This is a genomic window from Methylosinus sp. LW4 (assembly GCF_000379125.1).
Lineage (GTDB): Bacteria > Pseudomonadota > Alphaproteobacteria > Rhizobiales > Beijerinckiaceae > Methylosinus.
Genome location: NZ_KB900626.1, coordinates 1,470,866 through 1,493,476, shown reverse-complemented (window position 1 = coordinate 1,493,476; position 22,611 = coordinate 1,470,866). Strand labels below are relative to the sequence as shown.

Annotated in this window: 20 protein-coding genes; 11 read left to right on the top strand and 9 right to left on the bottom strand. The window is 65.1% G+C overall.

Translation table 11 applies throughout. From position 1 onward, the window contains the following. Positions 1–153: 153 nt before the first annotated feature. The 6 genes from METLW4_RS0107640 (at position 154) to METLW4_RS0107615 (ending at position 7,380) form a co-directional block, all read left to right on the top strand. Positions 154–1,056: a LysR family transcriptional regulator gene (locus METLW4_RS0107640; RefSeq protein ID WP_018265616.1), complete on the top strand. Its 903-nt coding sequence runs from the start codon at positions 154–156 to the stop codon at positions 1,054–1,056. 145 nt (positions 1,057–1,201) lie between these two features. Continuing rightward, positions 1,202–1,678, top strand: a complete 477-nt coding sequence (locus METLW4_RS0107635; protein ID WP_018265615.1) for a formate dehydrogenase subunit gamma — start codon at positions 1,202–1,204, stop codon at positions 1,676–1,678. Continuing rightward, the gene (locus METLW4_RS0107630; RefSeq protein ID WP_018265614.1) at positions 1,675–3,228 is read left to right on the top strand and encodes a formate dehydrogenase beta subunit; all 1,554 of its coding nucleotides are present in this window, start codon (positions 1,675–1,677) and stop codon (positions 3,226–3,228) included. Before METLW4_RS0107635 ends, METLW4_RS0107630 begins: the two co-directional genes overlap by 4 nt. Positions 3,229–3,239: 11 nt before the next feature. After that, positions 3,240–6,116 (top strand): formate dehydrogenase subunit alpha, encoded by a 2,877-nt coding sequence (gene fdhF / locus METLW4_RS0107625; protein WP_018265613.1) that lies wholly within the window; start codon positions 3,240–3,242, stop codon positions 6,114–6,116. 222 nt (positions 6,117–6,338) lie between these two features. Then, on the top strand, positions 6,339–7,169 hold the full coding sequence (gene fdhD, locus METLW4_RS0107620) for a formate dehydrogenase accessory sulfurtransferase FdhD (protein ID WP_018265612.1): 831 nt from the start codon (positions 6,339–6,341) through the stop codon (positions 7,167–7,169). Beyond that, positions 7,159–7,380 (top strand): formate dehydrogenase subunit delta, encoded by a 222-nt coding sequence (locus METLW4_RS0107615; RefSeq protein WP_018265611.1) that lies wholly within the window; start codon positions 7,159–7,161, stop codon positions 7,378–7,380. Before fdhD ends, METLW4_RS0107615 begins: the two co-directional genes overlap by 11 nt. Positions 7,381–7,427: 47 nt before the next feature. Here the strand turns inward: METLW4_RS0107615 and METLW4_RS24330 are convergent, their stop codons facing one another. Both METLW4_RS24330 and METLW4_RS0107605 read right to left on the bottom strand, forming a co-directional pair. Further along, positions 7,428–8,081, bottom strand: coding sequence for a Crp/Fnr family transcriptional regulator (locus METLW4_RS24330; protein WP_018265610.1), 654 nt, complete (start codon positions 8,079–8,081; stop codon positions 7,428–7,430). Between the two features lie 136 nt (positions 8,082–8,217). Further along, on the bottom strand, positions 8,218–9,414 hold the full coding sequence (locus tag METLW4_RS0107605; protein WP_245258423.1) for a lytic murein transglycosylase: 1,197 nt from the start codon (positions 9,412–9,414) through the stop codon (positions 8,218–8,220). Positions 9,415–9,600: 186 nt separating this feature from the next. Between METLW4_RS0107605 and irrA the strand changes: the two genes are divergently transcribed. After that, positions 9,601–10,083 (top strand): iron response transcriptional regulator IrrA, encoded by a 483-nt coding sequence (gene irrA, locus METLW4_RS0107600; RefSeq protein WP_026191338.1) that lies wholly within the window; start codon positions 9,601–9,603, stop codon positions 10,081–10,083. 67 nt (positions 10,084–10,150) lie between these two features. Here irrA and METLW4_RS24325 read toward each other — a convergent pair whose 3' ends face one another. The 3 genes from METLW4_RS24325 to METLW4_RS0107585 form a co-directional block, all read right to left on the bottom strand. Next, on the bottom strand, positions 10,151–10,669 hold the full coding sequence (locus METLW4_RS24325; protein WP_018265607.1) for a helix-turn-helix domain-containing protein: 519 nt from the start codon (positions 10,667–10,669) through the stop codon (positions 10,151–10,153). A gap of 2 nt (positions 10,670–10,671) precedes the next feature. Further along, positions 10,672–10,905 carry a DUF4160 domain-containing protein gene (locus METLW4_RS0107590; RefSeq protein ID WP_198290179.1) on the bottom strand — a complete coding sequence of 78 codons (234 nt, stop codon included), beginning with the start codon at positions 10,903–10,905 and terminating at the stop codon, positions 10,672–10,674. Between the two features lie 125 nt (positions 10,906–11,030). After that, the gene (locus METLW4_RS0107585; protein WP_018265605.1) at positions 11,031–11,915 is read right to left on the bottom strand and encodes a UTP--glucose-1-phosphate uridylyltransferase; all 885 of its coding nucleotides are present in this window, start codon (positions 11,913–11,915) and stop codon (positions 11,031–11,033) included. A gap of 200 nt (positions 11,916–12,115) precedes the next feature. Here METLW4_RS0107585 and galE point away from each other — a divergent pair, with 200 nt between their 5' ends. Both galE and METLW4_RS0107575 read left to right on the top strand, forming a co-directional pair. Then, positions 12,116–13,111, top strand: a complete 996-nt coding sequence (gene galE / locus METLW4_RS0107580; protein ID WP_018265604.1) for a UDP-glucose 4-epimerase GalE — start codon at positions 12,116–12,118, stop codon at positions 13,109–13,111. A gap of 169 nt (positions 13,112–13,280) precedes the next feature. Continuing rightward, positions 13,281–14,195, top strand: a complete 915-nt coding sequence (locus METLW4_RS0107575; protein ID WP_018265603.1) for a hypothetical protein — start codon at positions 13,281–13,283, stop codon at positions 14,193–14,195. Between the two features lie 16 nt (positions 14,196–14,211). On the opposite strand, the gene METLW4_RS0107570 is transcribed toward METLW4_RS0107575, so the two are convergent. The 4 genes from METLW4_RS0107570 to METLW4_RS0107555 form a co-directional block, all read right to left on the bottom strand. Continuing rightward, a complete protein-coding gene (locus METLW4_RS0107570; protein ID WP_018265602.1) occupies positions 14,212–17,292 on the bottom strand; it encodes an autotransporter outer membrane beta-barrel domain-containing protein in 3,081 nt (1,026 codons plus the stop codon). Between the two features lie 88 nt (positions 17,293–17,380). Continuing rightward, entirely contained in the window at positions 17,381–20,140 is a 2,760-nt protein-coding gene (ppc, locus tag METLW4_RS0107565; protein ID WP_018265601.1) for a phosphoenolpyruvate carboxylase, read from the bottom strand. Between the two features lie 158 nt (positions 20,141–20,298). Next, complete coding sequence (locus METLW4_RS27005) at positions 20,299–20,550, bottom strand: type II toxin-antitoxin system RelE/ParE family toxin (protein WP_245258485.1); 252 nt, start codon at positions 20,548–20,550, stop codon at positions 20,299–20,301. A 41-nt stretch (positions 20,551–20,591) separates the two neighbouring features. After that, on the bottom strand, positions 20,592–20,879 hold the full coding sequence (locus tag METLW4_RS0107555; protein WP_026191335.1) for a ribbon-helix-helix domain-containing protein: 288 nt from the start codon (positions 20,877–20,879) through the stop codon (positions 20,592–20,594). Between the two features lie 165 nt (positions 20,880–21,044). Between METLW4_RS0107555 and METLW4_RS0107550 the strand changes: the two genes are divergently transcribed. Together METLW4_RS0107550 and bioB are read left to right on the top strand one after the other, a co-directional pair. Beyond that, positions 21,045–21,587, top strand: coding sequence for a hypothetical protein (locus tag METLW4_RS0107550; protein ID WP_018265598.1), 543 nt, complete (start codon positions 21,045–21,047; stop codon positions 21,585–21,587). Positions 21,588–21,614: 27 nt separating this feature from the next. Further along, complete coding sequence (gene bioB, locus METLW4_RS0107545; protein WP_018265597.1) at positions 21,615–22,601, top strand: biotin synthase BioB; 987 nt, start codon at positions 21,615–21,617, stop codon at positions 22,599–22,601. Positions 22,602–22,611: the final 10 nt, after the last annotated feature.

Genomic DNA, 22,611 nt, shown 5'->3' with positions numbered 1-22,611 from the left:
GGCTGCGCGCCGTTCGGGCGCGCTTTTCGGCCGCCCTCATGCGCACATTATCCGATCGAGCGATGAATTCGCCGCGCCAAGCCTTTAGGTATATAGTTCCACGAGCGTCCCATTCTGTCCTTCGAGGGCGCGAAGAGGGAGTTTGGGCGCGACGTGATCGACAAGCTGGAATTCTTCATCACCGTCGCCAAGGAGCGCAGCTTTTCCCGCGCCGCGGAACTCTGCGGGGTGACGCAGCCGACGCTCTCCGCGGGGATCAAGCAGCTCGAGGACAGTCTCGGCGTCCTGCTCGTCAATCGCTCCTCCCGCTTCCACAGCCTCACCGCCGAGGGCGAGCGCGTGCTGGAATGGGCCAAGCGCATCGTCGCCGACGCGCGCGCCATGCGGCAGGAGGTGCGCACGCTGAAGGAGGGGCTCGGCGGCCAGCTCAAGATCGCCGCCATTCCCACGGCGCTGACCATGATTCCCGCGCTGACCACGCCGTTTCGCGAGAAGCACCCCGGCGTGCGCTTCACCATTCTCACGAGCTCTTCGACCGAGATCTTGTCCATGCTGGACAATCTCGAGATCGACGCCGGCCTCACCTATCTCGACAATGAGCCGCTGGGGCGCGTGCGGACAGTGCCGCTCTTTTCCGAGCGCTATCGGCTGCTGACCGCGGCCGACAATCCGCTCGGCAATCGGGACAAGGTGACCTGGGCCGACGTCGGCCGCATCCCGCTCTGCCTGCTGACGCCGGACATGCAGAATCGCCGCATCGTCGAGCGGCTGATCCGCGACGCCGGCGGCGAGCCCGAGCCCGCGCTCGAATCGAATTCGGTCATCGTGCTCTTCGCCCATGTGAAGACAGGGCGTTGGGCCACCATCCTACCCGAAAAGCTGGTCGACTCGCTGCGAGTCGCCGCCCCCTTGCGCTCTATTCCGATCGTCGAGCCGGAGGCCGTCCACGAGATCGGATTGGTCGTTCCGCTGCGCGAGCCGACCATCCCACAGGTCGCCGCGCTCGTCGCCGAGGCGAAGAAGCTCGCAAAGAATCCGATAGTTGGCGATCTATAGGATTCGCCTATCACATAACCGTTCCAGATTATTGATCCCGCCGATTTTTTGGCGCACTGTTGGGGCAATTACCTAAAATGGGCGGCTGTCGCTCAGAAAGGCCCGCTCTCTAAGAACGGGCTCGCTCGATAAGAACGGGGAAGAAATGTCTGGCGCTGTTCCGTGGAACGAGGCGCGGGCGCAGGAGATCATCGACGCCCATCTCGGGCTCGAGGGTCCTGCCCTGCCTATCTTGCATGCTATCCAGGAAGAATTCGGCTATGTGCCCGAGGCCGTCGTGCCACAACTGGCGCAATCGCTGAACATCTCCCGGGCCGAGATGCATGGCGTCGTCACTTTCTACCATGATTTCCGTCACGCGCCGGCCGGCCGCCATGTGCTGAAGCTGTGCCGGGCGGAGTCCTGCCAGTCCATGGGGTCGGAGAAGATCGCCAAGGACTTCCTCGAGCGCATCAAGCTCGAATGGGGCGGGACCGCCAATGACGGCTCGCTGACGGTCGAGGCGATCTATTGCCTCGGCCTGTGCGCCCACAGCCCCGGCGCTCTCTACGACGGCGAGCCGATCGGCCGCGTCGATGCGGAGATTCTGGACGAGCTGGCGTCGGAGGCGCAGAAATCATGACCAAGGTTTATGTGCCCCGCGACATGGCCGCGCTCGCAGTGGGCGCCAAGCGCGTCCTCGCCGCCATAGAGAAAGAGGCCGCCGCGCGCGGCGAGACCATTCAGATCATCCGCAACGGCTCGCGCGGCCTGCTGTGGCTCGAGCCTCTGGTCGAGGTCGAGACGCCGGACGGCCGCATCGGCTATGGCAATGTGAAGCCCTCGGACGTTCCCTCGCTGTTCGACGCCGGCTTCCTGAAGGGCGGGGCGCATCCGCTCTCGATCGGCAAGGTCGAGGAGCATCCCTATTGGGCCAAGCAGACGCGCGTGACCTTCGAGCGCGTCGGAATTATCGACCCCGTGAATCTCGATGATTACGTCGCCCATGGCGGCGGGCAGGGCCTCGCCAAGGCCTTCGAGATCGGCCCGGCCAAGGTGATCGAGGAAGTCACCAAATCCGGCCTGCGAGGCCGCGGCGGCGCGGGCTTCCCGGCTGGCATCAAATGGAAGACGGTCGCCGACGCTCCGGCAGATCGCCGCTATGTCGTCACCAACGCCGACGAGGGCGATAGCGGCACTTTCGCCGATCGCATGGTGATGGAGGGCGATCCTTTCGTCCTCATCGAGGGCATGACCATCTGTGGCTACGCCATCGGCGCGAGCAAGGGCTTCATCTATCTGCGCGCGGAATATCCGCAATGCGCCGAGGTGCTGACCGAAGCGCTGGAGGCGGCCCGCAAGGGCGGCTGGCTCGGTCCGAATGTGCGCGGCTCCGGCTTCGCCTTCGACATCGAGCTGCGCATCGGCGCCGGCGCCTATGTCTGCGGCGAGGAGACCTCGCTGCTGGAGAGCCTCGAGGGCCATCGCGGCATCGTGCGCGCCAAGCCGCCGCTGCCGGCGCATGTCGGCTTCATGGGGCGTCCGACGGTCGTCAACAATGTGCTGACGCTCGCCACCGCCCCGGCCATTCTCGCCAAGGGCGGCGAATATTACGCCTCTTTCGGCGTCGGCCGCTCGCGCGGCACCATGCCGCTGCAGATCGCTGGCAATGTGAAGTTCGGCGGCCTCTATGAGACGCCCTTCGGCCTGACGCTGGGCGAGATCGTCAACGACATCGGCGGCGGCACGCTGACCGGCCGCCCGGTGCGCGCCGTGCAATGCGGCGGCCCGCTCGGCGCCTATGTGCCTCCGTCGCTGTTCGACACGCCCTTCGACTATGAGGCTTTCCAAAAGCACGACAGCCTCATCGGCCATGGCGGCCTCGTCGTTTTTGACGACACCGTGGACATGGCGCAAATGGCGCGCTTCGGCATGGAGTTCTGCGCCATAGAGAGCTGCGGCAAATGCACGCCCTGCCGCATTGGCTCCACCCGCGGCGTCGAGACGATCGACAAGATCGTCGAAGGCGTCGATGTGGAGGCGAATATCGAGCTTTTGTCCGACCTCTGCAACACGATGAAGTTCGGCTCCCTCTGCGCGCTCGGAGGCTTCGCCCCATATCCGGTCGAGAGCGCCCTTCGTCATTATCCAGAAGATTTCCGCAAAGCGACGCTTCCCGCCGCCGCCGAGTGAGGAGCAAAGCCATGAGCCTCGTCAAAGAAATCGATTACGGCACGCCCGCGTCGAAGTCCGAGAAAGAAGTCACTCTGACGATCGACGGCGTATCGGTCAGCGTGCCGGAAGGCACGTCCATCATGCGCGCCGCCATGGAGCTGGGGACGGAAATCCCCAAGCTCTGCGCCACCGACAGCCTGAAGGCTTTCGGCTCCTGCCGTCTCTGCGTCGTCGAGATCGACGGCCGCTTCGGCACGCCCGCCTCCTGCACCACGCCGGTGCTGCCGGGCATGAGCGTGCATACGCAGACGCCGCGCCTCAAGGCGATCCGCCGCGGCGTGATGGAGCTCTATATCTCCGACCATCCGCTCGACTGCCTGACTTGCGCCGCCAATGGCGATTGCGAGCTGCAGACGATGGCGGGCGCGGTCGGCCTGCGCGACGTGCGCTACGGCTATGACGGCTCCAACCATGTGTTCGCCCGCAGCCGCGTCGACGGCAAGGCGAATTTCGATTGGATGCCGAAGGACGAGTCCAATCCCTATTTCACCTATGACCCGTCGAAATGCATCGTCTGCAATCGTTGCGTCCGCGCCTGCGAGGAGACTCAAGGCACTTTCGCGCTGACGATCGACGGCCGCGGCTTCGACAGCCGCGTCTCGCCCGGCATGGCCGAAGCCTTCATGGATTCGGAATGCGTCTCTTGCGGCGCCTGCGTGCAGGCCTGCCCGACCGCGACCTTGACCGAGAAGTCGGTGATCGCCGTGGGCCAGCCGGAGCATTCGGAAGTCACCACTTGCGCTTATTGCGGCGTCGGCTGCACCTTCAAGGCGGAAATGCGCGGCGAGGAGATCGTCCGCATGGTGCCGTGGAAGGACGGCAAGGCCAATCACGGTCACAGCTGCATCAAGGGCCGCTTCGCTTACGGCTATGCGCTGCACAAGGAGCGCGTCACCTCGCCGATGATCCGCGACAAGGCGACCGACCCCTGGCGCGTCGTGTCCTGGGACGAGGCCATCGCCTTCGCCGCTGATCGCTTCAAGAAGATCATCGAGAAGCATGGCAAGCGCTCGGTCGGCGTGATCACCTCCTCGCGTTGCTCGAATGAGGAGACCTATCTCGTCCAGAAGCTGACCCGCGCCGGCTTCGGCAACAACAACACCGACACTTGCGCGCGCGTCTGCCATTCGCCGACCGGCTATGGCCTCAACCAGGCTTTCGGCACCTCGGCCGGCACGCAGGATTTCGACTCGGTCGACGAGTCGGACGTCATTCTCGTCATCGGCGCCAATCCGACCGACGCGCATCCTGTGTTCGGCTCGCGCATGAAGAAGCGCCTGCGCGAGGGCGCCAAGCTGATCGTCGTCGATCCGCGCCGCATCGATCTGGTGCGCTCGCCCCACATCTCGGCCGATCATCATCTGGCGCTGAAGCCCGGCACCAATGTCGCGGTCGTCACCGCTCTGGCGCATGTGATCGTCAAGGAAGGCCTCGTCAATGAAGCCTTCGTGCGCGAGCGTTGCGATTGGGACGAGTTCCAGGATTGGGCGGCTTTCGTCTCCGACGATCGCAACAGCCCGGATGAGGTCGAGAAGCTCTCGGGCGTCCCGGCGGAAGAGATTCGCGCCGCTGCGCGCCTCTACGCCACCGGCGGCCGCGCGGCCATCTACTATGGCCTCGGCGTCACCGAGCACAGCCAGGGCTCGACGACTGTCATGGCCATCGCCAATCTCGCAATGGCGACCGGCAATCTCGGCCGCCGCGGCGTCGGCGTGAACCCGCTGCGCGGACAGAACAATGTGCAGGGCTCCTGCGACATGGGCTCTTTCCCGCATGAGCTGCCGGGCTATCGCCACGTCTCCAACGACGATGTGCGTCACAGCTTCGAGCAGGCCTGGGGCGTCGAACTCGACAATGAGCCGGGCCTGCGCATCCCGAACATGTTCGACGCGGCGATCGCCGGCGAGTTCATGGGCCTCTATTGCCAAGGCGAGGACATTCTGCAGTCCGACCCGGACACCAAGCATGTCAGCCGGGCGCTCGAGGCGATGGAATGCGTCATCGTGCAGGACCTTTTCCTGAACGAGACCGCGCATTACGCCCATGTCTTCCTGCCGGGCGCGAGCTTCCTCGAGAAGGACGGCACCTTCACCAACGCCGAGCGCCGCATTCAGCGCATCCGCAAGGTGATGAGCCCGAAGAACGGCTATGGCGATTGGGAGATCACCCAAATGCTCGCCAAGGCCTTCGGCCTCGATTGGAACTATTCGCATCCGAGCGAGATCATGGACGAGATCGCCGCTCTGACGCCGACCTTCAAGAATGTCTCTTACGAGAAGCTCGAGAAGGACGGCTCGGTGCAATGGCCGTGCAATGACGCGTCGCCGGAAGGCATGCCGATCATGCACATCGACGGCTTCACGCGCGGCAAGGGCAAGTTCGTCATCACCGAATATGTCCCCACCGACGAGAAGACCGGGCCGCGCTTCCCGCTGCTGCTGACGACGGGCCGCATCCTGTCCCAGTACAATGTCGGCGCGCAGACTCGTCGCACCGAGAACAGCCGTTGGCACGAGGAGGACGTGCTCGAGATCCATCCGCATGACGCCGAGCTGCGCGGCGTGCGCGATGGGGATTGGGTGCGCATCGCCAGCCGCGCCGGCGAGATCACGCTGCACGCCAAGGTCACTGATCGCGTGGCGCCGGGCGTCGTCTACACCACCTTCCATCACCCGCTCTCGCAGGCGAATGTGGTCACCACCGACAATTCGGATTGGGCCACCAATTGCCCCGAATATAAGGTGACGGCGGTGCAGATCTCGCCCTCCAACGGTCCGACCGAGTGGCAGGAGCAATATCGCGAGCTCTCCGTGAACGCCCGTCGCATCGCGACGGCTGCGGAGTGACGTAGGGCCGAATCGACGTGCGCGAATCCTTCTCCCACTCGTGGGAGAAGGTGGCCCGGCGTAGCCGGGTCGGATGAGGGTATCTCATCGCGCGCCATCGATTGAATAGGGGCCGGTTCCGAGGACGGTCGCCTATTGCACGGACCCTCATCCGACCCCGCTTTGCGGGGCCACCTTCTCCCGCAAGCGGGAGAAGGAGCGCGCGCTGGAGACACATCGAGGATGAACGAGGACCTGCCCGCCGCTAGCATTCGTGTTCCGTGCATCGCGCGGCGCAATGATGCTCTGTCGGACAGCTCCCGCACCATCCCGGAAGAGACCCCCATCGCCTTCACCTATGGCGGCTCGACCCATGCGGTGATGATGGCGACGCCGGCCGATCTCGAGGATTTCTCCATCGGCTTCGCGCTCACCGAAGGCCTTATCGACTCGATCGACGAGGCCGGCGATTTCGAGATCGTCGCCTCCGAGGCCGGCATAGAGCTGCGCAGCTGGCTCGCCGGCGGACGGCAAGAGGTCTATGCGGCGCGCAAGCGCTCCATGGCCGGGCCGACCGGCTGCGGCCTCTGCGGCATAGAGAGCCTCGAGCAGGCGAGCCGGCCGCTGCCGGTTCTCGCCAATGCGCTGCGCGTCTCATCGCCGGCGCTGATCGCCGCCATGGACCGCTTGCCCGGCGCGCAAACGCTCAATCGCGAGACGCGCGCCGTCCACGCCGCCGCCTTCTGGGCGCCGGAGTCGGACGCGCTGATCGTTCGCGAGGATGTCGGCCGGCACAATGCGCTGGACAAGCTCGCCGGCGCGCTGGCGCGCCAGGGCCTGCCCGCCTCGCAGGGCGTCGTGCTGATGACGAGCCGCATTTCCGTGGAGCTCGTCCAAAAGGCCGCCCGCATCGGCGCGTCCATTATTGCCGCAGTCTCTGCGCCCACGGCTCTGGCCGTGCGCACGGCGGAGAAATGTGGCATGACCTTGGTGGCGGTCGTGCGCGGCCGCGACTTCGAAGTCTTCACCCACCCCGAACGCATTCTGGAACAGGTCTCTACCCATGTCGCATAATTCGGCCGACCGGCTCGTCAAAATGGCCAATCAGATCGGCAAGTTCTTCGCCGCGCAGAGGCATTCCGACGCGGTGGCCGGCACGGCCGAGCATTTGAAGAAATTCTGGGATCCGCGCATGCGCGCCGGCATCATCGACCACGTCGCCCATGGCGGCTCCGGCCTCGACGAGGTGCCGCTGCAGGCGGTGCAGAAGCTCGCCGCGAAATAGAGCCGAGCGGGGGCCCGCCGCTCTTCCTCCGCGAGAAGCCCTTCGGCTCAGGCGCCGACGTCTTCCGTCGTTCTATTCCAGGCGACGGCTTCGAGCTGCTGCGTGTTCGCCTGACAGCGTCGAACGATCAGCCGAATGAGATAGAGCCCGAATTGCGGGTTCTGGAAATAGAGCTGCTCGAACTCCTCATAGGTGATCGACAGCAGCCGGCAATCGGTGAGCGCGCGCGCCGAGGCCGTGCGCAGGCCGTCCTCGGTGAACAGGGCCATTTCCCCGAACAGCGTTCCCGGCGGCAGCCGGATTCCCACTTCTGGAAGCTCGATCTCGCCTTCGATCAGCATATAGGCGCGGTCGGCTTCCTCGCCTTTGCGAAACAAAAGCGCGCCGGCCCTCACATTGCTGGGATGCATGAAGGGCTTCAGCCATTCGACCTTCAGCTCCCCATCCGCCGCGCGCTTGACGCTGGCCACCAGCTTGCGCATCTCGCGCAGACGAAAGAGGTCGAGCGGAAACAGAATGACATGGCGGGTCAACACGGCCATGTTCCCGCTCGCGGCGCCGACGACGACGCCGAGGAAATTCGCGATCGTGGATGCGATCCGCAAGCGGATCATCGTCTTCGAATAGGCGGAAGCCACAGCCGCCACCGATTGCATCCACGAGGCCGCGATCACCAGATACAGAATATGATCGCTCGTCACTGGGGTTTCTCCAGGGAAGCGGAGCTTTTCTCGCCGATGACGAGCGGCTCGACGCCTCTTTGGCGTCACAGATAGCTCATTTCTCGCGCGGAAGTCAGCAGCTACCGCGTTTCGCGCCCCGTATCGCCGCTGCGGCTCAGCGCGCGAGCCGCGCCAGCACGTCCTTGGTGGCGAAGCCGTCCGCCGGCTGCATGCCTTCGCTCAGCTGAAATGCGTGCACGGCGTTGCGGCTGGTGCGGCCGAGCTTGCCGTCTATGGCGCCGCGATAGAAGCCGCGCGTGGTGAGCAGGCGCTGCAGCTCCTTGCAATCGGCCGTGGAGAGCGCCGCGGTCTTCTTCGGCCAAGGGGCGACGGGCGCGCGCCGTCCGGCGATGCGGTCGGCGAGCAGGCCGATCGACAGCGCATAGGCGTCGGATGTGTTGTATTTGCGAATCACCTCGAAATTATCGGTGATGAGAAAGGCCGGGCCGGCCGCGCCGGCCGGCAGATAGAGGCTCGCCGGACCGCTCGCCGGCAGCGCTTCGCCACTCGCCGCGGCGAGGCCCAGCGCCCGCCATTGCGAGAAGTCGAGATCGAAGTCGGCATAGTCGAAATTCTTGGGCAGGACGACCTCGACCGCCCAGGGCAGGCGCGGGTCCCAGCCGGAGAATTTCAGGAAATTGGCGATGGAGGCGAGCGAATCGAGCCGGTTCGTCCAAATGTCCGGCGCGGCGCCGCCCGCATAGCTCGCGGCGTATTTCAGATAGGCGGAGGGCAGGAATTGCGGCTGGCCCATCGCTCCCGCCCAGGAGCCGCGCAGCCGCGCGCGGGTGACGTCGCCCCTCTGCAGCATGACGAGCGCCGCGACGAACTCATCCGCGAAGATCGCGCCCCTATGGCCGGCATAGGCCAGCGTCGCCAGCACGCGCAAAGTGTCGGCGGCGCCGGTCGCGGAACCGAAATTGCTTTCCACCCCGAGTATGGCGAGAGCGATCTCGGAAGGGACGCCGCTGCGCTCCTCGATCGTCGCCAGCGGCGTCGAGAGCTCGCCGGCGAGCGCGCGGCCTCGTGCGACTCGCGCCGCGCTCACCGCGCTCGCGACATAGGAGGGGATGGAAATGGTGAACTCGGCTTGAGCCTGTGGGCGCCGCAGCAATCCAGGCTCCGGCGAGAGGCCGGCGATCGCCGAATCGAAAACCTCGCGCGAGACGCCGGCGTCCCGCGCCCGAGGCCATAATTGCTGCAGGAAAAGGTCGAGACCGGAGCCGGCGACGTTTTCCTGCGCGAGCGCGCAAGGACTGAAAAAAGCCGTCAGGACAAAGAGTAGGAAAATGACCGGCAATGATTGGAACACATCGCGGCGATCGGCGCGAGCGTGGCCGAAAGCTTGTCGCAGAATTGCGCGCGAGCTTGGCCATTCTTTGGAATCTTTACACTTTTGGCCATTTTGTTTGACACTTCGCTGCGCTGCGTTTTCAATCGGCATGTCTCGACTTCCACAAGGAGCCGCGAGCAGGACAGGATCTGAGGCGAAACGGAAATGACGCATCACCCCATGATTACGAATTTTCGTGCGCCGATCCAACTCGGAAAAAAGGCGGCCCCCATCAAGGACGAGCATGAGCTGAAGGCCAAGCTGAGAGCCGCCGGCCTTCGTCCCACCTCGCAGCGCATCTCGCTCAGCAAGCTGCTCTATGGCAATGGCGACCGCCATGTGAGCGCCGAAGCGCTGCACGCCGAAGCGCGTGAGGCCGGCCTGCAAATGTCGCTCTCCACCGTCTACAACACGCTCAATCAATTCGCCGACGCCGGCCTGCTGCGGGAGATCGCCGTGCAGGGTCCGCGCACCTATTTCCACACGCGCACCGCGCCGCATCACCATTTCATGGATGAGGTCAGCAAGCGCATGTTCGACGTGGTGGACGGCTCCATCGAATTCGCCAAGCTGCCCGCGCCGCCGGAGGGCATGGAAATCGTCGGCTGCGACGTCATCATCCGCCTGCGGCCCAAGCGGAAGGTGTGAGGCGGCTCGTCGGAGCGGCGTTTCGGCGCGATCATTGAAGACAGGCCGCCCACCCAGGCGGCTTTTTTCATGCCTTTTTCCGCGCCTTGGCGCGGGCGTCGCCGCCCTCCCGGGCCTCTGCCTTCTTACGGGACAGGCGTTGCGCTTCAGCGTCCAGCGCACGGGTGGCGAGCGCGACGACGCGCGGAATCGGCTTCTCGCCCTGCTCGTAATAGGAGATCATCCGCCGGCCGATCCCGAGAGCGCGGGCGGCGGTGTCGAGCGTGTAGGCTCGCCGCTCGCGCCAGCTCTTGAACTCGCCGGCCGACATTGTGGCGCCGGCCTGCTCCTGCGCGAGCCGCCAAAGCGTATCCGCGCTCATATCGATCTCATCGGACCAGACAATATCGCTCCCGAGGTCGCCGAGCCGAACCGCCTTGAACAATTCTGGATCTCGGCGAAGCGGCAGGTAGAGCTTGTAAGCGCCGATATGGCCTGAAACGTCCACTCTGCTCGATTCGCCGTTGTTCCATTCGAGCCGAAGCGTCCACGGCCTGCGGCTATCGACCTTCACGTCTATAATGCGCGGCGGCGCCTTCCTCGGCATGTTCAACCCCGTTCGTTGAGCCGCGTCCATTCGGTTGCGAGCGTGTCCCCGTTCCGCTGCGCCCACTCCAGGGCTTCCGCGATCTGCGCGGGCTTCGCCCTGCCGGCAATGACTTCGAGGCCGTCCAGCGCGATCAGCACCTCGAAAGTGGGCGAGACAATGTGAAAATGCGGCGGGCTGTGATCGTCGGCGTACATTCGGATATAAACCGAACCGAATTGTTTCAGCGTCGGCACGGCGCAGCCTCGGAGCTTGGTGCAATAGTTGCATCGGCGAGCGCGGAAATCAAGGCGACAAAGGCGGCGCGGAAGAGGCGCGTCCGCCCTCTCCCGCGAAGCGTTGCGGGAGAGGGCCTTTCCGTTCAGCCGAGCAGCTTGGCGATCTCCGCCCTCAGCCCGTCGGCTATGTCCGGGCGCGTCAGGCCGAAGGCGAGATTTGCGGCGAGGAAGCCGAGCTTCGATCCCGTGTCATAGGTCTTGCCGTCGAAGCGCACGCCATGGAAGGCCTGCGAAGCGGCGAGCGTCACCATGCCGTCGGTGAGCTGAATCTCGCCGCCCGCGCCCTTCTCGCCCTTGGCCAGAATGTCGAAAATCTCCGGCTGCAGAATATAGCGGCCCGAGATCATCAGATTGCTCGGGGCGGTTCCCTTCGGCGGCTTCTCCACCATTCCGGTGATCTCGAAAGCGGCGCCGAAATCCTTGCCGACCGAGACGATGCCATATTGATGCGTCTCCTCCGGCGGCACCTCCTCCACCGCGATGATATTGCCGCCATGCGCCTCATAGGCCGCGACGGCCTGGGCGAGGCAGCGGCTTTTCTGCGGGCCGTTGCCGAGCGTCACCATATCGGGCAGCAGCACGGCGAAGGGCTCGTCGCCGACGATCTCGCGCGCGCACCAGACCGCATGGCCGAGGCCGAGCGGCGCCTGCTGGCGGGTGAAGCTGGCCGCGCCGGCGGGCGGCAGATCGGCGATCAGCGCGTCATATTCCTTGATCTTGCCGCGCTTCTTCAGCGTGTCCTCGAGCTCATAGGCGATGTCGAAATGATCCTCGATGACGCCCTTGTTGCGCCCGGTCACGAAAATGAAATGCTCGATCCCGGCCTCGCGCGCCTCGTCCACCACATGCTGGAGCACGGGACGATCGACGACGGTCAGCATCTCCTTCGGCACCGCTTTGGTCGCCGGGAGGAAGCGCGTGCCGAGGCCGGCCACGGGAAAAACAGCCTTGCGAATGCGTTTGCTCATGATTAGTCCATTTCGAGCGAGTGTGACCCGAGCGCGAGAGCGCGACGCCCGAGCAGGGTTTCGGAAAGAGCGTCAACGCTTTTCCGAGAATATCCCGCAATGGCGAAAGACCAACGCCTAGTCCGAGCCGGGCCAGGATTCGTCCTTAACCATTGCCCGTTAATTTCCCGTGATGACGTCTTCAGCAGGAAGGGCGCGGAATGACCATCCTCGTGACCGGCGGCGCCGGCTATATTGGAAGCCATATGACGCTGGAGCTGCTCGACGCCGGCGAGAAGGTCGTCGTGCTCGACGATCTCTCCACGGGGTTTCGCTGGGCGGTTCCGCAAGAGGTTCCGCTCATCGTGGGCGATTTCGGCGACGCGGCGCTGCTGCGCGATATTTTCGCGCGGCACGATACTCAGTCGATCATTCATTTCGCCGCCAAGATCGTGGTCCCCGAGTCCGTCGCCGATCCTCTCGGCTATTATCTGAACAATACGGCGAAAGCGCGAGCTCTGCTGGCGGCGGCGGTGGAGGCCGACGTGAAGCGCTTCATCTTCTCCTCGACCGCGGCCGTCTATGGCGATCCCGAGCATAATCCGGTGACAGAGGACGAGAGCCTGAAGCCGGTCTCGCCCTATGGCCGCTCCAAGCTGATGGTCGAGTGGATGCTCGAGGATGTCTCGCGCGCGCATGATCTCTCCTATGTAGCGCTGCGCTACTTCAATGTCGCCGGCGCCGACCCTCTCGGCCGCTCCGGCCAATCGACGCCCAAGGCGACGCATCTCATCAAGGTGGCGGTGCAGGCGGCGCTGGGGCTGCGTCCCGGCATGCAGGTTTTCGGGACCGATTATCCGACGCCGGACGGTACCTGCCTGCGCGACTATATCCATGTCACCGATCTCGCCCGCGCCCATCTCGATGCGCTGCGCCATCTGCGCGGGGGCGGGGAGAGCCTCGTCTGCAATTGCGGCTATGCGCATGGCTTCTCGGTGCTCGAGGTGATCGAAACGGTCAAGCGCGTCTCCGGCGTCGATTTCAAGGTGGATTTCGCCGCGCGCCGGCCGGGCGATCCCGCCGCCATCGTCGCCGCCAATGACCGCATTCGCTCGCGCCTCGGCTGGACGCCGCGTCACGATGATCTCGAGACCATCGTGCGCCAAGCGCTGGATTGGGAGCGCAAGCTCGCGGCCCGCAACGAAAGTGGAGCATAGCATATATATTATAGAAATATTCCGATACTCTTCGGATAAGGGGGTAAAGCTCCCGATCTTACAAGTATTTATCGGAAATTTAGCCTCCTGGCGGCGAGAATCGGCAAGTTTTGCGTAAGGCGGCGCGTGGACAGTCGCGTGCGTCCGCTCTCCGTTCAGGATACGCAGAATGTCCATATCGAGCCTCGCCTCCAGCGCGGTGCAGACCGCTTATCATCATCATTCCCGCCACACGAAAGACGTCGACGACACCACGGCGTCGACCGCCGCGAGCGCTTCGGCGACGACCGGCTCCACCTCCACGACGCAGACGAGCGCGGTCGATCCGAGCTCCGCGATCGATTTCCGCAGCCAGAGCTCCGGCCAGCTCGCGTCGCTGCTCTTCGCCAGCGACTCCGGCTCGTCCAGCGACAGCGGCGATTCGACGTCCTCCTCATCGGATTCGGGCTTCGCCTCGACGGTCGCCAATCTGCTGAAGGCGGTCGACTCGGGCGATACAGACGCCGCCAAGACCGCAGCGTCGAGCCTTCAGAGCCTGTTGCAGCAATCGTCGTCGACCTCGGATTCGTCGAGCGCGTCCTCCTCGTCGGACGGCAAATCCGGCTTCCTCTCCGATTTGCAGACGCTCGTCTCGGCGGTGCAGTCGGGCGACACGACGACAGCGCAATCGACCGCCAAGACGATCGAGAGCCATTTGCGCGCGCCGCCGCCTCCGCCGCCGTCTTCTTCCTCTTCCGACAGCTCGAATTCGACCGCATCCTCCTTCGTCTCCGATCTGGCGACGCTGCTGAATGCGGTGCAATCGGGCGATACGACGACGCAGAAGAGCTCCGCCACGAGCCTCGAGAGCGATCTCAACTCGCTCTTGTCGACATCCTCGACCGATTCCACGTCATCGACCGCCTCATCGTCCTCGACGACGACCGATTCTTCCTCTTCGACCATCGTCGACGATCTGAAGACGCTGATCACGGCCGCCAAGAGCGGCGATTCCAGCGCCGCGCAATCGAGCGTCGAGGCGCTGCTGAAGGATCTCGTCGCTCAGCAGGGTTCTCAGTCCTCGAGCGCTTCGCAGAACGCGTAAAAGAGCAGGGGCGGCCTCACCAGACCACTTTGAGGCCGCCTCGTCCCGCATAGGATTGCGTGCGCCCGCCATATTCGCCCTCGAAGGAGGCGAAGAGCGCGACAGAGGCGCTCACATCGAGGCGCAAGCCGCCTTTCACCTGCAGATAGTTCTCGTCGGGACGCGCGCCGGCGATGGTGAAAGCCGCCGAGGGCGTCGAGGCGAAGGAGGCGAGAAGCGTGCGCGTCGGCTCGAATTCATGCACATAGGCGAGCGAGAGATCGGGCGTCAGCCGCCAGCCATTGTCGAGCGCGAAGCTGCGCTTGACGCGCGCGCCGAAATAGACGGGCAGGGACTCCGTCTCGCGCGCGGCGAAGGTCAGCGCGCCGAGGCCCGCAAAGCCGGGGAAAGCCGCCGTCGTCTCGGCGAATCCGTCGGTCCAAATATGCGCCGTCTCGACAGCCGCGAAGGGCGTCGCTCTCAGCCCGAAGAGATCGACGTCGCGTCCGATCTCGACGCGCGCGCGCAGCACGCGGCTCTCGAAATTCGCATTGGCGGTTTCGCCCGTCCCGAGGCCGAAGACCGAGCGGCGAGAGTAATTGTCGAAATCGGAGAAGGTGAGCGACGCGGAGATATAATTGGGATCGAAGGTGAAGACGCCATAGCCGCCGATGTGCCAGCCATGTGTGTCCACATGGGTCGAGCGCAGATCGGTGGAGGCGTCGCCGGCGCTATAGCCGCCCGCGAAGCCGAGCAGAAGATTGGGGAGCACGACCGCATCGAGACCGATGGCGCCGCCGCCGAGGCTGGTGCGTTGCGTCGCCGAGCCTTGCGCCGCATCGCCGCCGAGGCGCGCGCTCTGGCCGAAGCCGGAGATCCACAGCCGCCAGAGTCGCGCCGGCTCCTGCGTCGGACGCAGAGCGATCGGACCCTTCTTCGATTCCAGCGACGCATAGCCGAGGGCCGGCGTCGTCGCGGAAATGGAAACGCCATTGGCGTCGCGCGTCTCGCCCGAGCGCCAGAATTGCCCCGCGTCTGCGAGCGTGGAGCCGAACAGGCGGTTCGATTCGAGGCCCGCGTTCAGCGCGCCCGTGACGCCTTCGCCGGAGAGGCCGTCGAATGCCGTGCGCGCGCCGGCCGCCGATTTGCCGACGATGGAAAGGAAGAGCGGGCTCGCCGTCGGCGTCGTGTCGAGCGCCGCGGCGACCGCGCGCTGATTGCGATTGGCCGCGACGCTCTGGAAGAACACGCCATTGCGCGAGAGCGTCAGATAGGCGTTGTTGGCGTCATAGGAGAGCGAGGGCGTCAAAAAGGCCAGATCGGTGGAGACTGATGCGAAGGAGCCGCTGACGCCGCCTGCCGCCTGCACGATCGAATAGGTCGTGGCGGGGGCATAATTGCCGGACGCCGCCGTCACTTGCACCGCGCCGCCGAGCGCCGCCGTTCCGCCGACGACGATCTTATCCGCCGCGCCGGCGGCGTTGGCGTCTACCTGATAGACCGAGCCCGAGCGGAAAGTGGCGTTGCCGGTCACGGTGAGCGTCGAGATCGCGCCGACGCCCGAGCCCGGCGAGACGACGCCGGAAAGATCGAGCGCGCCCAGCGTTCCCGCGCCGGAGACGCGCCCGCCCGCGGCGATGGTGACGAGATTGCCGATCGTTCCGGCGGCGACCAGCTCGGCGCCGCTGGCGACAGTGAGGCCGCTCGAATAGCTCTGCGTTCCGGTGAGCGTCCACACGCCGTCATCGACGCTCAGCGTCTCGAAATTGATCGCGCCGGCGAAAGTCCCGGTTCCCGAGAGCGAGATGCGGTCGAAGCCTGCGCCGCCGTCCACCGTTCCATTGATGACAGAGCCGGTGCGAATGTTCAGCGTGTCGTCGCCGGAGCCGAAGACGATCGCTTGTCCGCCGCCTCCGGTGATGGTCCCGGAATTGGTGATGGTATTGTTCAGCGTGCTGTTGATATAGATTCCGTAGCGCGTCGTGCCCTCGATCGTGCCGGCGTTGGTGATCGTCACTGCGCCGAAGGCCGGCCCTTCCGAGCTATTGTCGACGAGAATGCCATCCGCCTGGCCGATGATGGTCGCGCCGGCCTTATTGTCGATGACGCCGCCGCCGATAGCGACGCCCTGGCTGGTGTTGGTCTTGCCGTCGGAGCCGACGCCCTTTGCGCCCGTGCCGCGGATGATCCCGTAATTGGTGATGTTGCCGATGTAATCGATATCGACGCCATCGCCGTCGCCATTGGCGACGCCGGCGATATTGTCGATATCGCCCGAGATGAGGCCGTAATTGATCACCGTCCCGCCGACGTCGGAGCCGACGCCCGAACCGTTGCGGCCGATGATCTGACCGCCAGCGTAATTGGTGACGGTGATCGAGGAGGTCGTCGCATTCGCCGTCGGATCATAGCTGATGTTGATTCCGTGGCGCCCGCCGGAAATCAGGCCGCCGGCGTAATTATTGACCGTTCCGCCCGTGCTGGTCTGGAAGTCGATTCCATCCGCGCCGCTGCTGGTCTGAAAATTATTGCCGATGATCTGGCCGTAATTATTCACCGTGGCTTTGTTGCCGGGGCGTATGCCGTCGGCGTCGGCCGTCTGCAGCACGCCGGTCGAGAAATTATTGATTGTGATGGAGGCCGTTCCGGCGACGATATTGCCGAAGTCGATCGCCTGGCCATTGTTGGAGCCCGTGCCCGTCGCCTGGATCAGCCCGTAATTATTGACGGTGATCGTTCCCGACGCGACGGCGGTGCCCACTTGCAGCGCGTCATTCTGCGATTGGATCGTCGCGCCCGCCTCATTGGTGAGCGTGAAGCTCATCGCGGTTCCGCTGTTGAAGCGGATGGCGCGCGTTCCTGTTCCGGTCGATTCGATCGTGCCGAAATTGTCGATGGAGACGCCGGTGGAGGTCGACGTCTGATTCAGCGTCGGATTGGCGGAGGAGGTGAGCTTGCCGCCGGCGCCAACGGTGATCTTGTCGGCGCCGCCGAATGTCTTCTGGCCGGAGACGGTCGTATTGGCCGGGACGTTGATGTCCGCTGCGACGGCCGCCGGGGAGAGCGAGAGAGAGGCGAGAAGAGCGAGAGGGCTGACGCGCGAGAGAAGAGGCGACATTGCGGTTCCGTTCCAGCTGAATCGGAACCCCTAATGGCGGCGGCGCATGACGGTTTGACGACGGCGCCGCAATGTCGCCCACTTCTGTTCACCCCGTGTTGCGCAGGCCCGCGGCGACGCCATTTATGGACATGAGAATGCCCTGGCGGATGTCGTCGCCGGTCTGGCCGCCACGGAAGCGGCGAATGAGCTCCACCTGCAGATAGTTGAGCGGCGCGATGTAGGGGAAGCGATGGTGCAGCGAGCGCGCCAGCGCCGGATTGTCGGCGAGACGCTCGCTCGATCCGGTGAGATCGGCGAGCGCGGCGTTGGCTCTGCTCCACTCCGCCTCTATCTCCCCATAGATGCGGTCGGCGAGCGCGTGATCCTGCACCAGCCCCGCATAGTGACGCGCGATCGAGAGATCTGTCTTCGACAGGATCATGTCGATGTTCGACAGAAGCGTGCGGAAGAAAGGCCATTCGCGATACATGCGCTTCAGCAGCTCGAGCTTGGTTCCGTCGTCGCCCTCGCGGAAGCGCGCGATCGCCGAGCCGAAGCCGTACCAGCCGGGCAGAGCGAGACGCGCCTGACCCCAAGAGAAGCTCCACGGAATGGCGCGTAAATCCTCGATCTTGCGCGAGGGCTTGCGCGAGGCCGGCCGCGAGCCGATGTTGAGCGAGGCGATCTCGGAGATCGGCGTCGAGGCGAAGAAATAGTCGACGAAATCGGGCGTCTCGTAGACGAGGCCGCGATAGGCGTCCATGCCCCATTGCGCGAGCTGTTCCGCCACCTCGAGGAATTCCGGCGGCGGCGCCTTGCTGTGCGAGAGCAGCGTCGCCTCGAGCGTCGCGGCGACCAGCAGCTCGAGATTGATGCGGCCGATCTGCGGATTGGCGTATTTCGCCGCGATCACCTCGCCTTGCTCGGTGAGGCGGATTTGCCCGTTCACCGTGCCGGGCGGCTGCGCGAGAATGGCGTCATAGCTCGGTCCGCCGCCGCGTCCCACCGTGCCGCCGCGGCCGTGGAAGAGTCGCATGGCGATCGACGGAAGGCCCGAGAAGAAATCCGCGAGCGCGGTGGAGGCGCGATAGAGCTCCCAAATGCTGGCGAGAATGCCGCCGTCCTTGTTGCTGTCCGAATAGCCCAGCATGATGTCCTGCTGCGCGCCGGAATTGGTGACGAGCTTGACGATTCCGGGCAGCGCATAGAATTCGCGCATGATGACGGCGGCGTTGCGCAGATCGCCGATCGTCTCGAACAAAGGCACGATGATGAGATCGGCGGCGACGATATTGGCGTCGCGCGGATCGAGCGTGCCGCGCATCATGCCGCATTCCTTCTGCAGCAGCAGCACCTCGAGCAGATCGCTCACCGTCTCCGTATGGCTGACGATGTAATGGCGGATCGACTCGTGGCCATAGGTCTTGCGCATCTCCGCCGCGCGCTCGAAGATCGCCAGCTCGCTCGCCACATCTTCGGAATAGGCGGCGTCGACGAGCCGCACCGGCCGCGGATCGCTGAGCAGCTTCAGCAGCAGCGCGCGCTTCTCCTCTTCCGTTAAAGCGGCGTAGTCGGGCGCGACGCGCGCCTCGCGCAGCAGAGCGGCGATGGTCTCCTCGTGACGGTCGGAGCTCTGCCGCAGATCGACAGTGGCGAGATGAAAGCCGAAGACTTCCGCCGCGCGGATCAGCGGCTCGAGCCGCTGCGTCGCGATCACGTCGCTGTGATGGCAGCGCAGCGAATCGTCGACGATCTCGAGATCGGCGAGAAAAGCGCGCGCGTCGGAATAGGGCGCGCCGGGCGCCCGCGCATGGCGCTGCGCCTGCTGGCCGGTCAGCTCCTCGAGCGTCGCGGCGAGGCGGGCGTAGACGCCGATCAGCGCGCGGCGATAGGGCTCGTCGTCGCGATGCGGATTGTCGTCGCCGGAGCGCGCCGCGAGCTGCTCGAGCGCCTGGCTGCAGCCGGCGTAGCGGCGCGAGATGGACAGCTCGGCGCCGAGCTCATGCACCTCGGTGAGATAGAAGCGCAGCGCCGTCTCGCTCTGCATGCGCAGCGCATTGGCGAGCGATTCGGCGCGCACATTGGGGTTGCCGTCGCGATCGCCGCCGACCCATGTGCCCATGCGCAGAAAGGGCGGAATGCGCAAGCCGCCGAGGCGCTCTTCGATGTCGGCGTAGAGCAGCGGAATCTGGCGCAGGAAGGTGCTGCGATAATAGCTCAGCGTGTTGGCGATCTCGTCGCGCACGGTGAGCCGAGCCTGCCGCAGCAGCTCCGTCTGCCACAGCTGCGAGACGCGGGCGCGCAATTGCAGCTCGTTGCGGGCGAGCTCGGCCTTGTTGCGCGCATGTGGGCGCGCTTGCAGCAGAGCGGAGATGGCGTGCTCGGCGTCGAGCAGGCTCTTGCGCCGCACCTCGGTCGGATGCGCGGTGAGCACGGGCGAGACCCAGCCATTGGAGAGCACTTGCGCCACCTTGCCGGGGCCGATCGAGGCCTTGCGCAAATGGGCGAAGGTGTTGGCGAGGCTCGGCGCGCCGGAGGCCTCGTCGCCCTGCAGCGGATGCAGATCCTCGGCGATATTGGCGAGATGCGAGAAATAGCTGAAAGCGCGGATGACCGTCACCGCCTCGCTCGCCGAGAGCGAGCGCAGCAGCGCATCGAGCTTGTGATCGGCCTCCATGTCGCCATTGCGGCTGACGGCCACCGAGAGGCGGCGGATCGTCTCTATGCGCTCGAAGGCGGCGACGCCCTCCTGCTCGCGCACCGTGTCGCCCAGCAGGCGGCCGAGCAGGCGAATATCGGCGAGCAGCGACTGATCGTCGAGCAGAGCGGAGGAGCTGGAATTGGCGGCGTCTGTTTCGACTTGCATAGGGGGCGTCGATCCTCGAGCGGGGGCGCCATGCGGCGCGGTAGGTCTGGCGAGCTATAGCAGATTTTGGACCGGAGGCGATGTGGGGCGAGGGGGAGAGCGAACCGGCCCGAGCTCGGCTTTCGAAACTAAGGCGGCGTTCGGGGCCGGGGCGCAGATCAAAGAGTCGAAAATCCCCCGTGCTCGGCGATCGCAGCGGCGTCACGCGCGCCGTGCAGCACGCGCACGATGACGACCTCGGCCGTGGTCACGGCGTAATAGATCACATAATTGCCTTTGAACGTCGCACGGAGACCGCGCGCCAGTCGCTCGCGCGAAACTCCTGCGAAAGGAAAGTCGAGCAATCCAGAGCAACTCGTCTCGATCTCCCGGAGCAGCCGTGTCGCTGAGGCTTCCGAGTCGGAAGCGATATGAGCCCAGATTTCGGCCAGGTCGGCTTCCGCCGCATCGGTCAGACGGAGGGAGAGCGGCTCGCCAATAATTTCCTCCCACGCGCAATGATGGATTCTGCGTCGAATTTTTTCACCCGGCCTGCCGCGACGTCGGCGAGCCCTTTGTCTATCTCCGCCTTCAACGCGGCCAGCTCCTGAAGCTGCAGGGCGCGCTTTATTTTCCAGTCACGAATGGCTTCGCGGACGACCTCGCTGGTCGAGGCGTAGTCGCCGACCGCGACCGCGCTCTTGACCACGGAGGCCATGTCGGACGGCAATGTAATGGTGAGACGTTCGATCTCGGCCACGGGCGCCTCCTTTTCGAGAGAGTCATACTTTATCATACCTTGCGTGGAAAACGAGGGGAGCGCCGGAAGGGCCGGCGTCCGACGCCGCCCGCCCCCTCCCTTGTCGCCTCCGCCGGTCCGACTTATAGACCTCGCTGCGGCCGTACCCTCAGTGAGCTCACGACCATGGAAGACGCGTCCTCGATTCTGATTCCCGCCGCCGTCGGCGCGCTCATCGGCGTGGCTTTCGCCTTTTTCGCGCGCTGGTCGGAGCGTTATCCGCAGGCGGGCTCCCGCCGCGCGCTGGCCTATGGGCTCATTGCCACCGCTGCGCTCTATGTCGGTTTCGCCTTCGCCTCGGACAATGCAAAGGCCTGGTTCGGCATCGAAATGACCGGCCTCGCTATTTTCGGCTCCTTCGGGCTGCTGGGCCTCGTCGGCTCGCCCTGGTGGCTCGCCATCGGCTTCGCTCTGCATCCCTTCTGGCATTTGCAGTTCCATTATCTCGGCACGGGCTCGGAGTTCACGCCGGCGTGGTTCACGCTCGGCCTCACCGGTTTCGATCTGGCCGTCGCCGCTTATGTCGTCTATGCCATTCTGCGCGGCGCCGATCCGCAGCTCCAGCGCAAGCCGCGGCCCTCCGCGCCTTCCGGCGCCGGCGGCGAGGAAGAGGAGCCGCAGCGTCCGCTCACGCGCAATGAGCGCCGCGTCGCCAAAAAGTCGCGCTGAAACCACGCCGCAGAGAGGCTCTGATCGATGAACGCTCCCGCCGATTTCACTCTCCGTCACGATTGGACGCTGGAGGAGATCGTCGCCATCCACGACGCGCCTCTGCTCGAGCTGATCGCGCGGGCGAGCGCGCTGCACAGCCGCTTCTTCGATCCCAATGACGTGCAGAAGGCGGCGCTGCTCAGCATCAAGACAGGCGGCTGCCCGGAGAACTGCTCTTATTGCTCGCAATCTGCGCATCACCGCGAGGTCAAGCTCGATCGCGTCGAGCTGCTGCAGGTGGACGAGGTTCTGGACGCCGCCGCGCGCGCGAAGGAGGCGGGGGCCGATCGCTTCTGCATGGGCGCGGCCTGGCGGCAGGCGCCCAAGGGCGAGCGTTTCGACGCCGTGCTGGATATGGTGCGCGGCGTGCGGGCTCTCGGGATGGAGGCCTGCGTCACGCTCGGCATGCTGGACGACGGCCAGGCCGAGCGCCTCGTGGAGGCGGGCCTCACCGCCTATAATCATAATCTCGACACGGGGCCGGAATTCTACGGCGAGATCGTCACCACCCGCACCTATGAGGATCGGCTGCAGACGCTCGCCGCCGTGCGCCGCGCCGGCATAGAAATGTGCTGCGGCGGCATTATCGGCATGGGCGAGAGCGTGCGCGACCGCGCCCATATGTTGCAGGTTCTCGCCTCCTTCGATCCGCATCCCGAGAGCGTGCCGATCAATGCGCTGGCGGCCATAGAGGGCACGCCGCTCGAGGGGCGCCCGCCGGTGGATTCGCTGGAGCTGGTGCGCATGATCGCGACGACGCGCATCCTCATGCCGAAATCACGCGTGCGCCTGTCCGCCGGCCGCTCCGGCCTCTCGCGCGAGGCGCAGATCTTGTGCCTCGTCGCCGGCGCCAACTCCATCTTCTATGGCGAGAAGCTGTTGACGGCCGGCAATCCCGGCCTCGACGCCGACGCCGCGCTCTTTTCGGCGCTTTCTGCGCAAGGGCAGGGGGCCTGCGCGGCGAAGCAATAGGCGCGGGCGG

What these genes read in the sequence shown, in the direction of transcription:
- bioB (WP_018265597.1), top strand. Translation starts at nt 21,615, where the DNA reads ATGAACGCTCCCGCCGATTTCACTCTCCGTCACGATTGGACGCTGGAG.
- METLW4_RS0107575 (WP_018265603.1), top strand. Translation starts at nt 13,281, where the DNA reads ATGTCCATATCGAGCCTCGCCTCCAGCGCGGTGCAGACCGCTTATCAT.
- ppc (WP_018265601.1), bottom strand. Translation starts at nt 20,140, where the DNA reads ATGCAAGTCGAAACAGACGCCGCCAATTCCAGCTCCTCCGCTCTGCTC.
- irrA (WP_026191338.1), top strand. Translation starts at nt 9,601, where the DNA reads ATGACGCATCACCCCATGATTACGAATTTTCGTGCGCCGATCCAACTC.
- METLW4_RS0107615 (WP_018265611.1), top strand. Translation starts at nt 7,159, where the DNA reads ATGTCGCATAATTCGGCCGACCGGCTCGTCAAAATGGCCAATCAGATC.
- fdhD (WP_018265612.1), top strand. Translation starts at nt 6,339, where the DNA reads ATGAACGAGGACCTGCCCGCCGCTAGCATTCGTGTTCCGTGCATCGCG.
- METLW4_RS0107635 (WP_018265615.1), top strand. Translation starts at nt 1,202, where the DNA reads ATGTCTGGCGCTGTTCCGTGGAACGAGGCGCGGGCGCAGGAGATCATC.
- galE (WP_018265604.1), top strand. Translation starts at nt 12,116, where the DNA reads ATGACCATCCTCGTGACCGGCGGCGCCGGCTATATTGGAAGCCATATG.
- METLW4_RS0107585 (WP_018265605.1), bottom strand. Translation starts at nt 11,915, where the DNA reads ATGAGCAAACGCATTCGCAAGGCTGTTTTTCCCGTGGCCGGCCTCGGC.
- METLW4_RS0107570 (WP_018265602.1), bottom strand. Translation starts at nt 17,292, where the DNA reads ATGTCGCCTCTTCTCTCGCGCGTCAGCCCTCTCGCTCTTCTCGCCTCT.
- METLW4_RS24325 (WP_018265607.1), bottom strand. Translation starts at nt 10,669, where the DNA reads ATGCCGAGGAAGGCGCCGCCGCGCATTATAGACGTGAAGGTCGATAGC.
- METLW4_RS0107550 (WP_018265598.1), top strand. Translation starts at nt 21,045, where the DNA reads ATGGAAGACGCGTCCTCGATTCTGATTCCCGCCGCCGTCGGCGCGCTC.
- METLW4_RS0107630 (WP_018265614.1), top strand. Translation starts at nt 1,675, where the DNA reads ATGACCAAGGTTTATGTGCCCCGCGACATGGCCGCGCTCGCAGTGGGC.
- fdhF (WP_018265613.1), top strand. Translation starts at nt 3,240, where the DNA reads ATGAGCCTCGTCAAAGAAATCGATTACGGCACGCCCGCGTCGAAGTCC.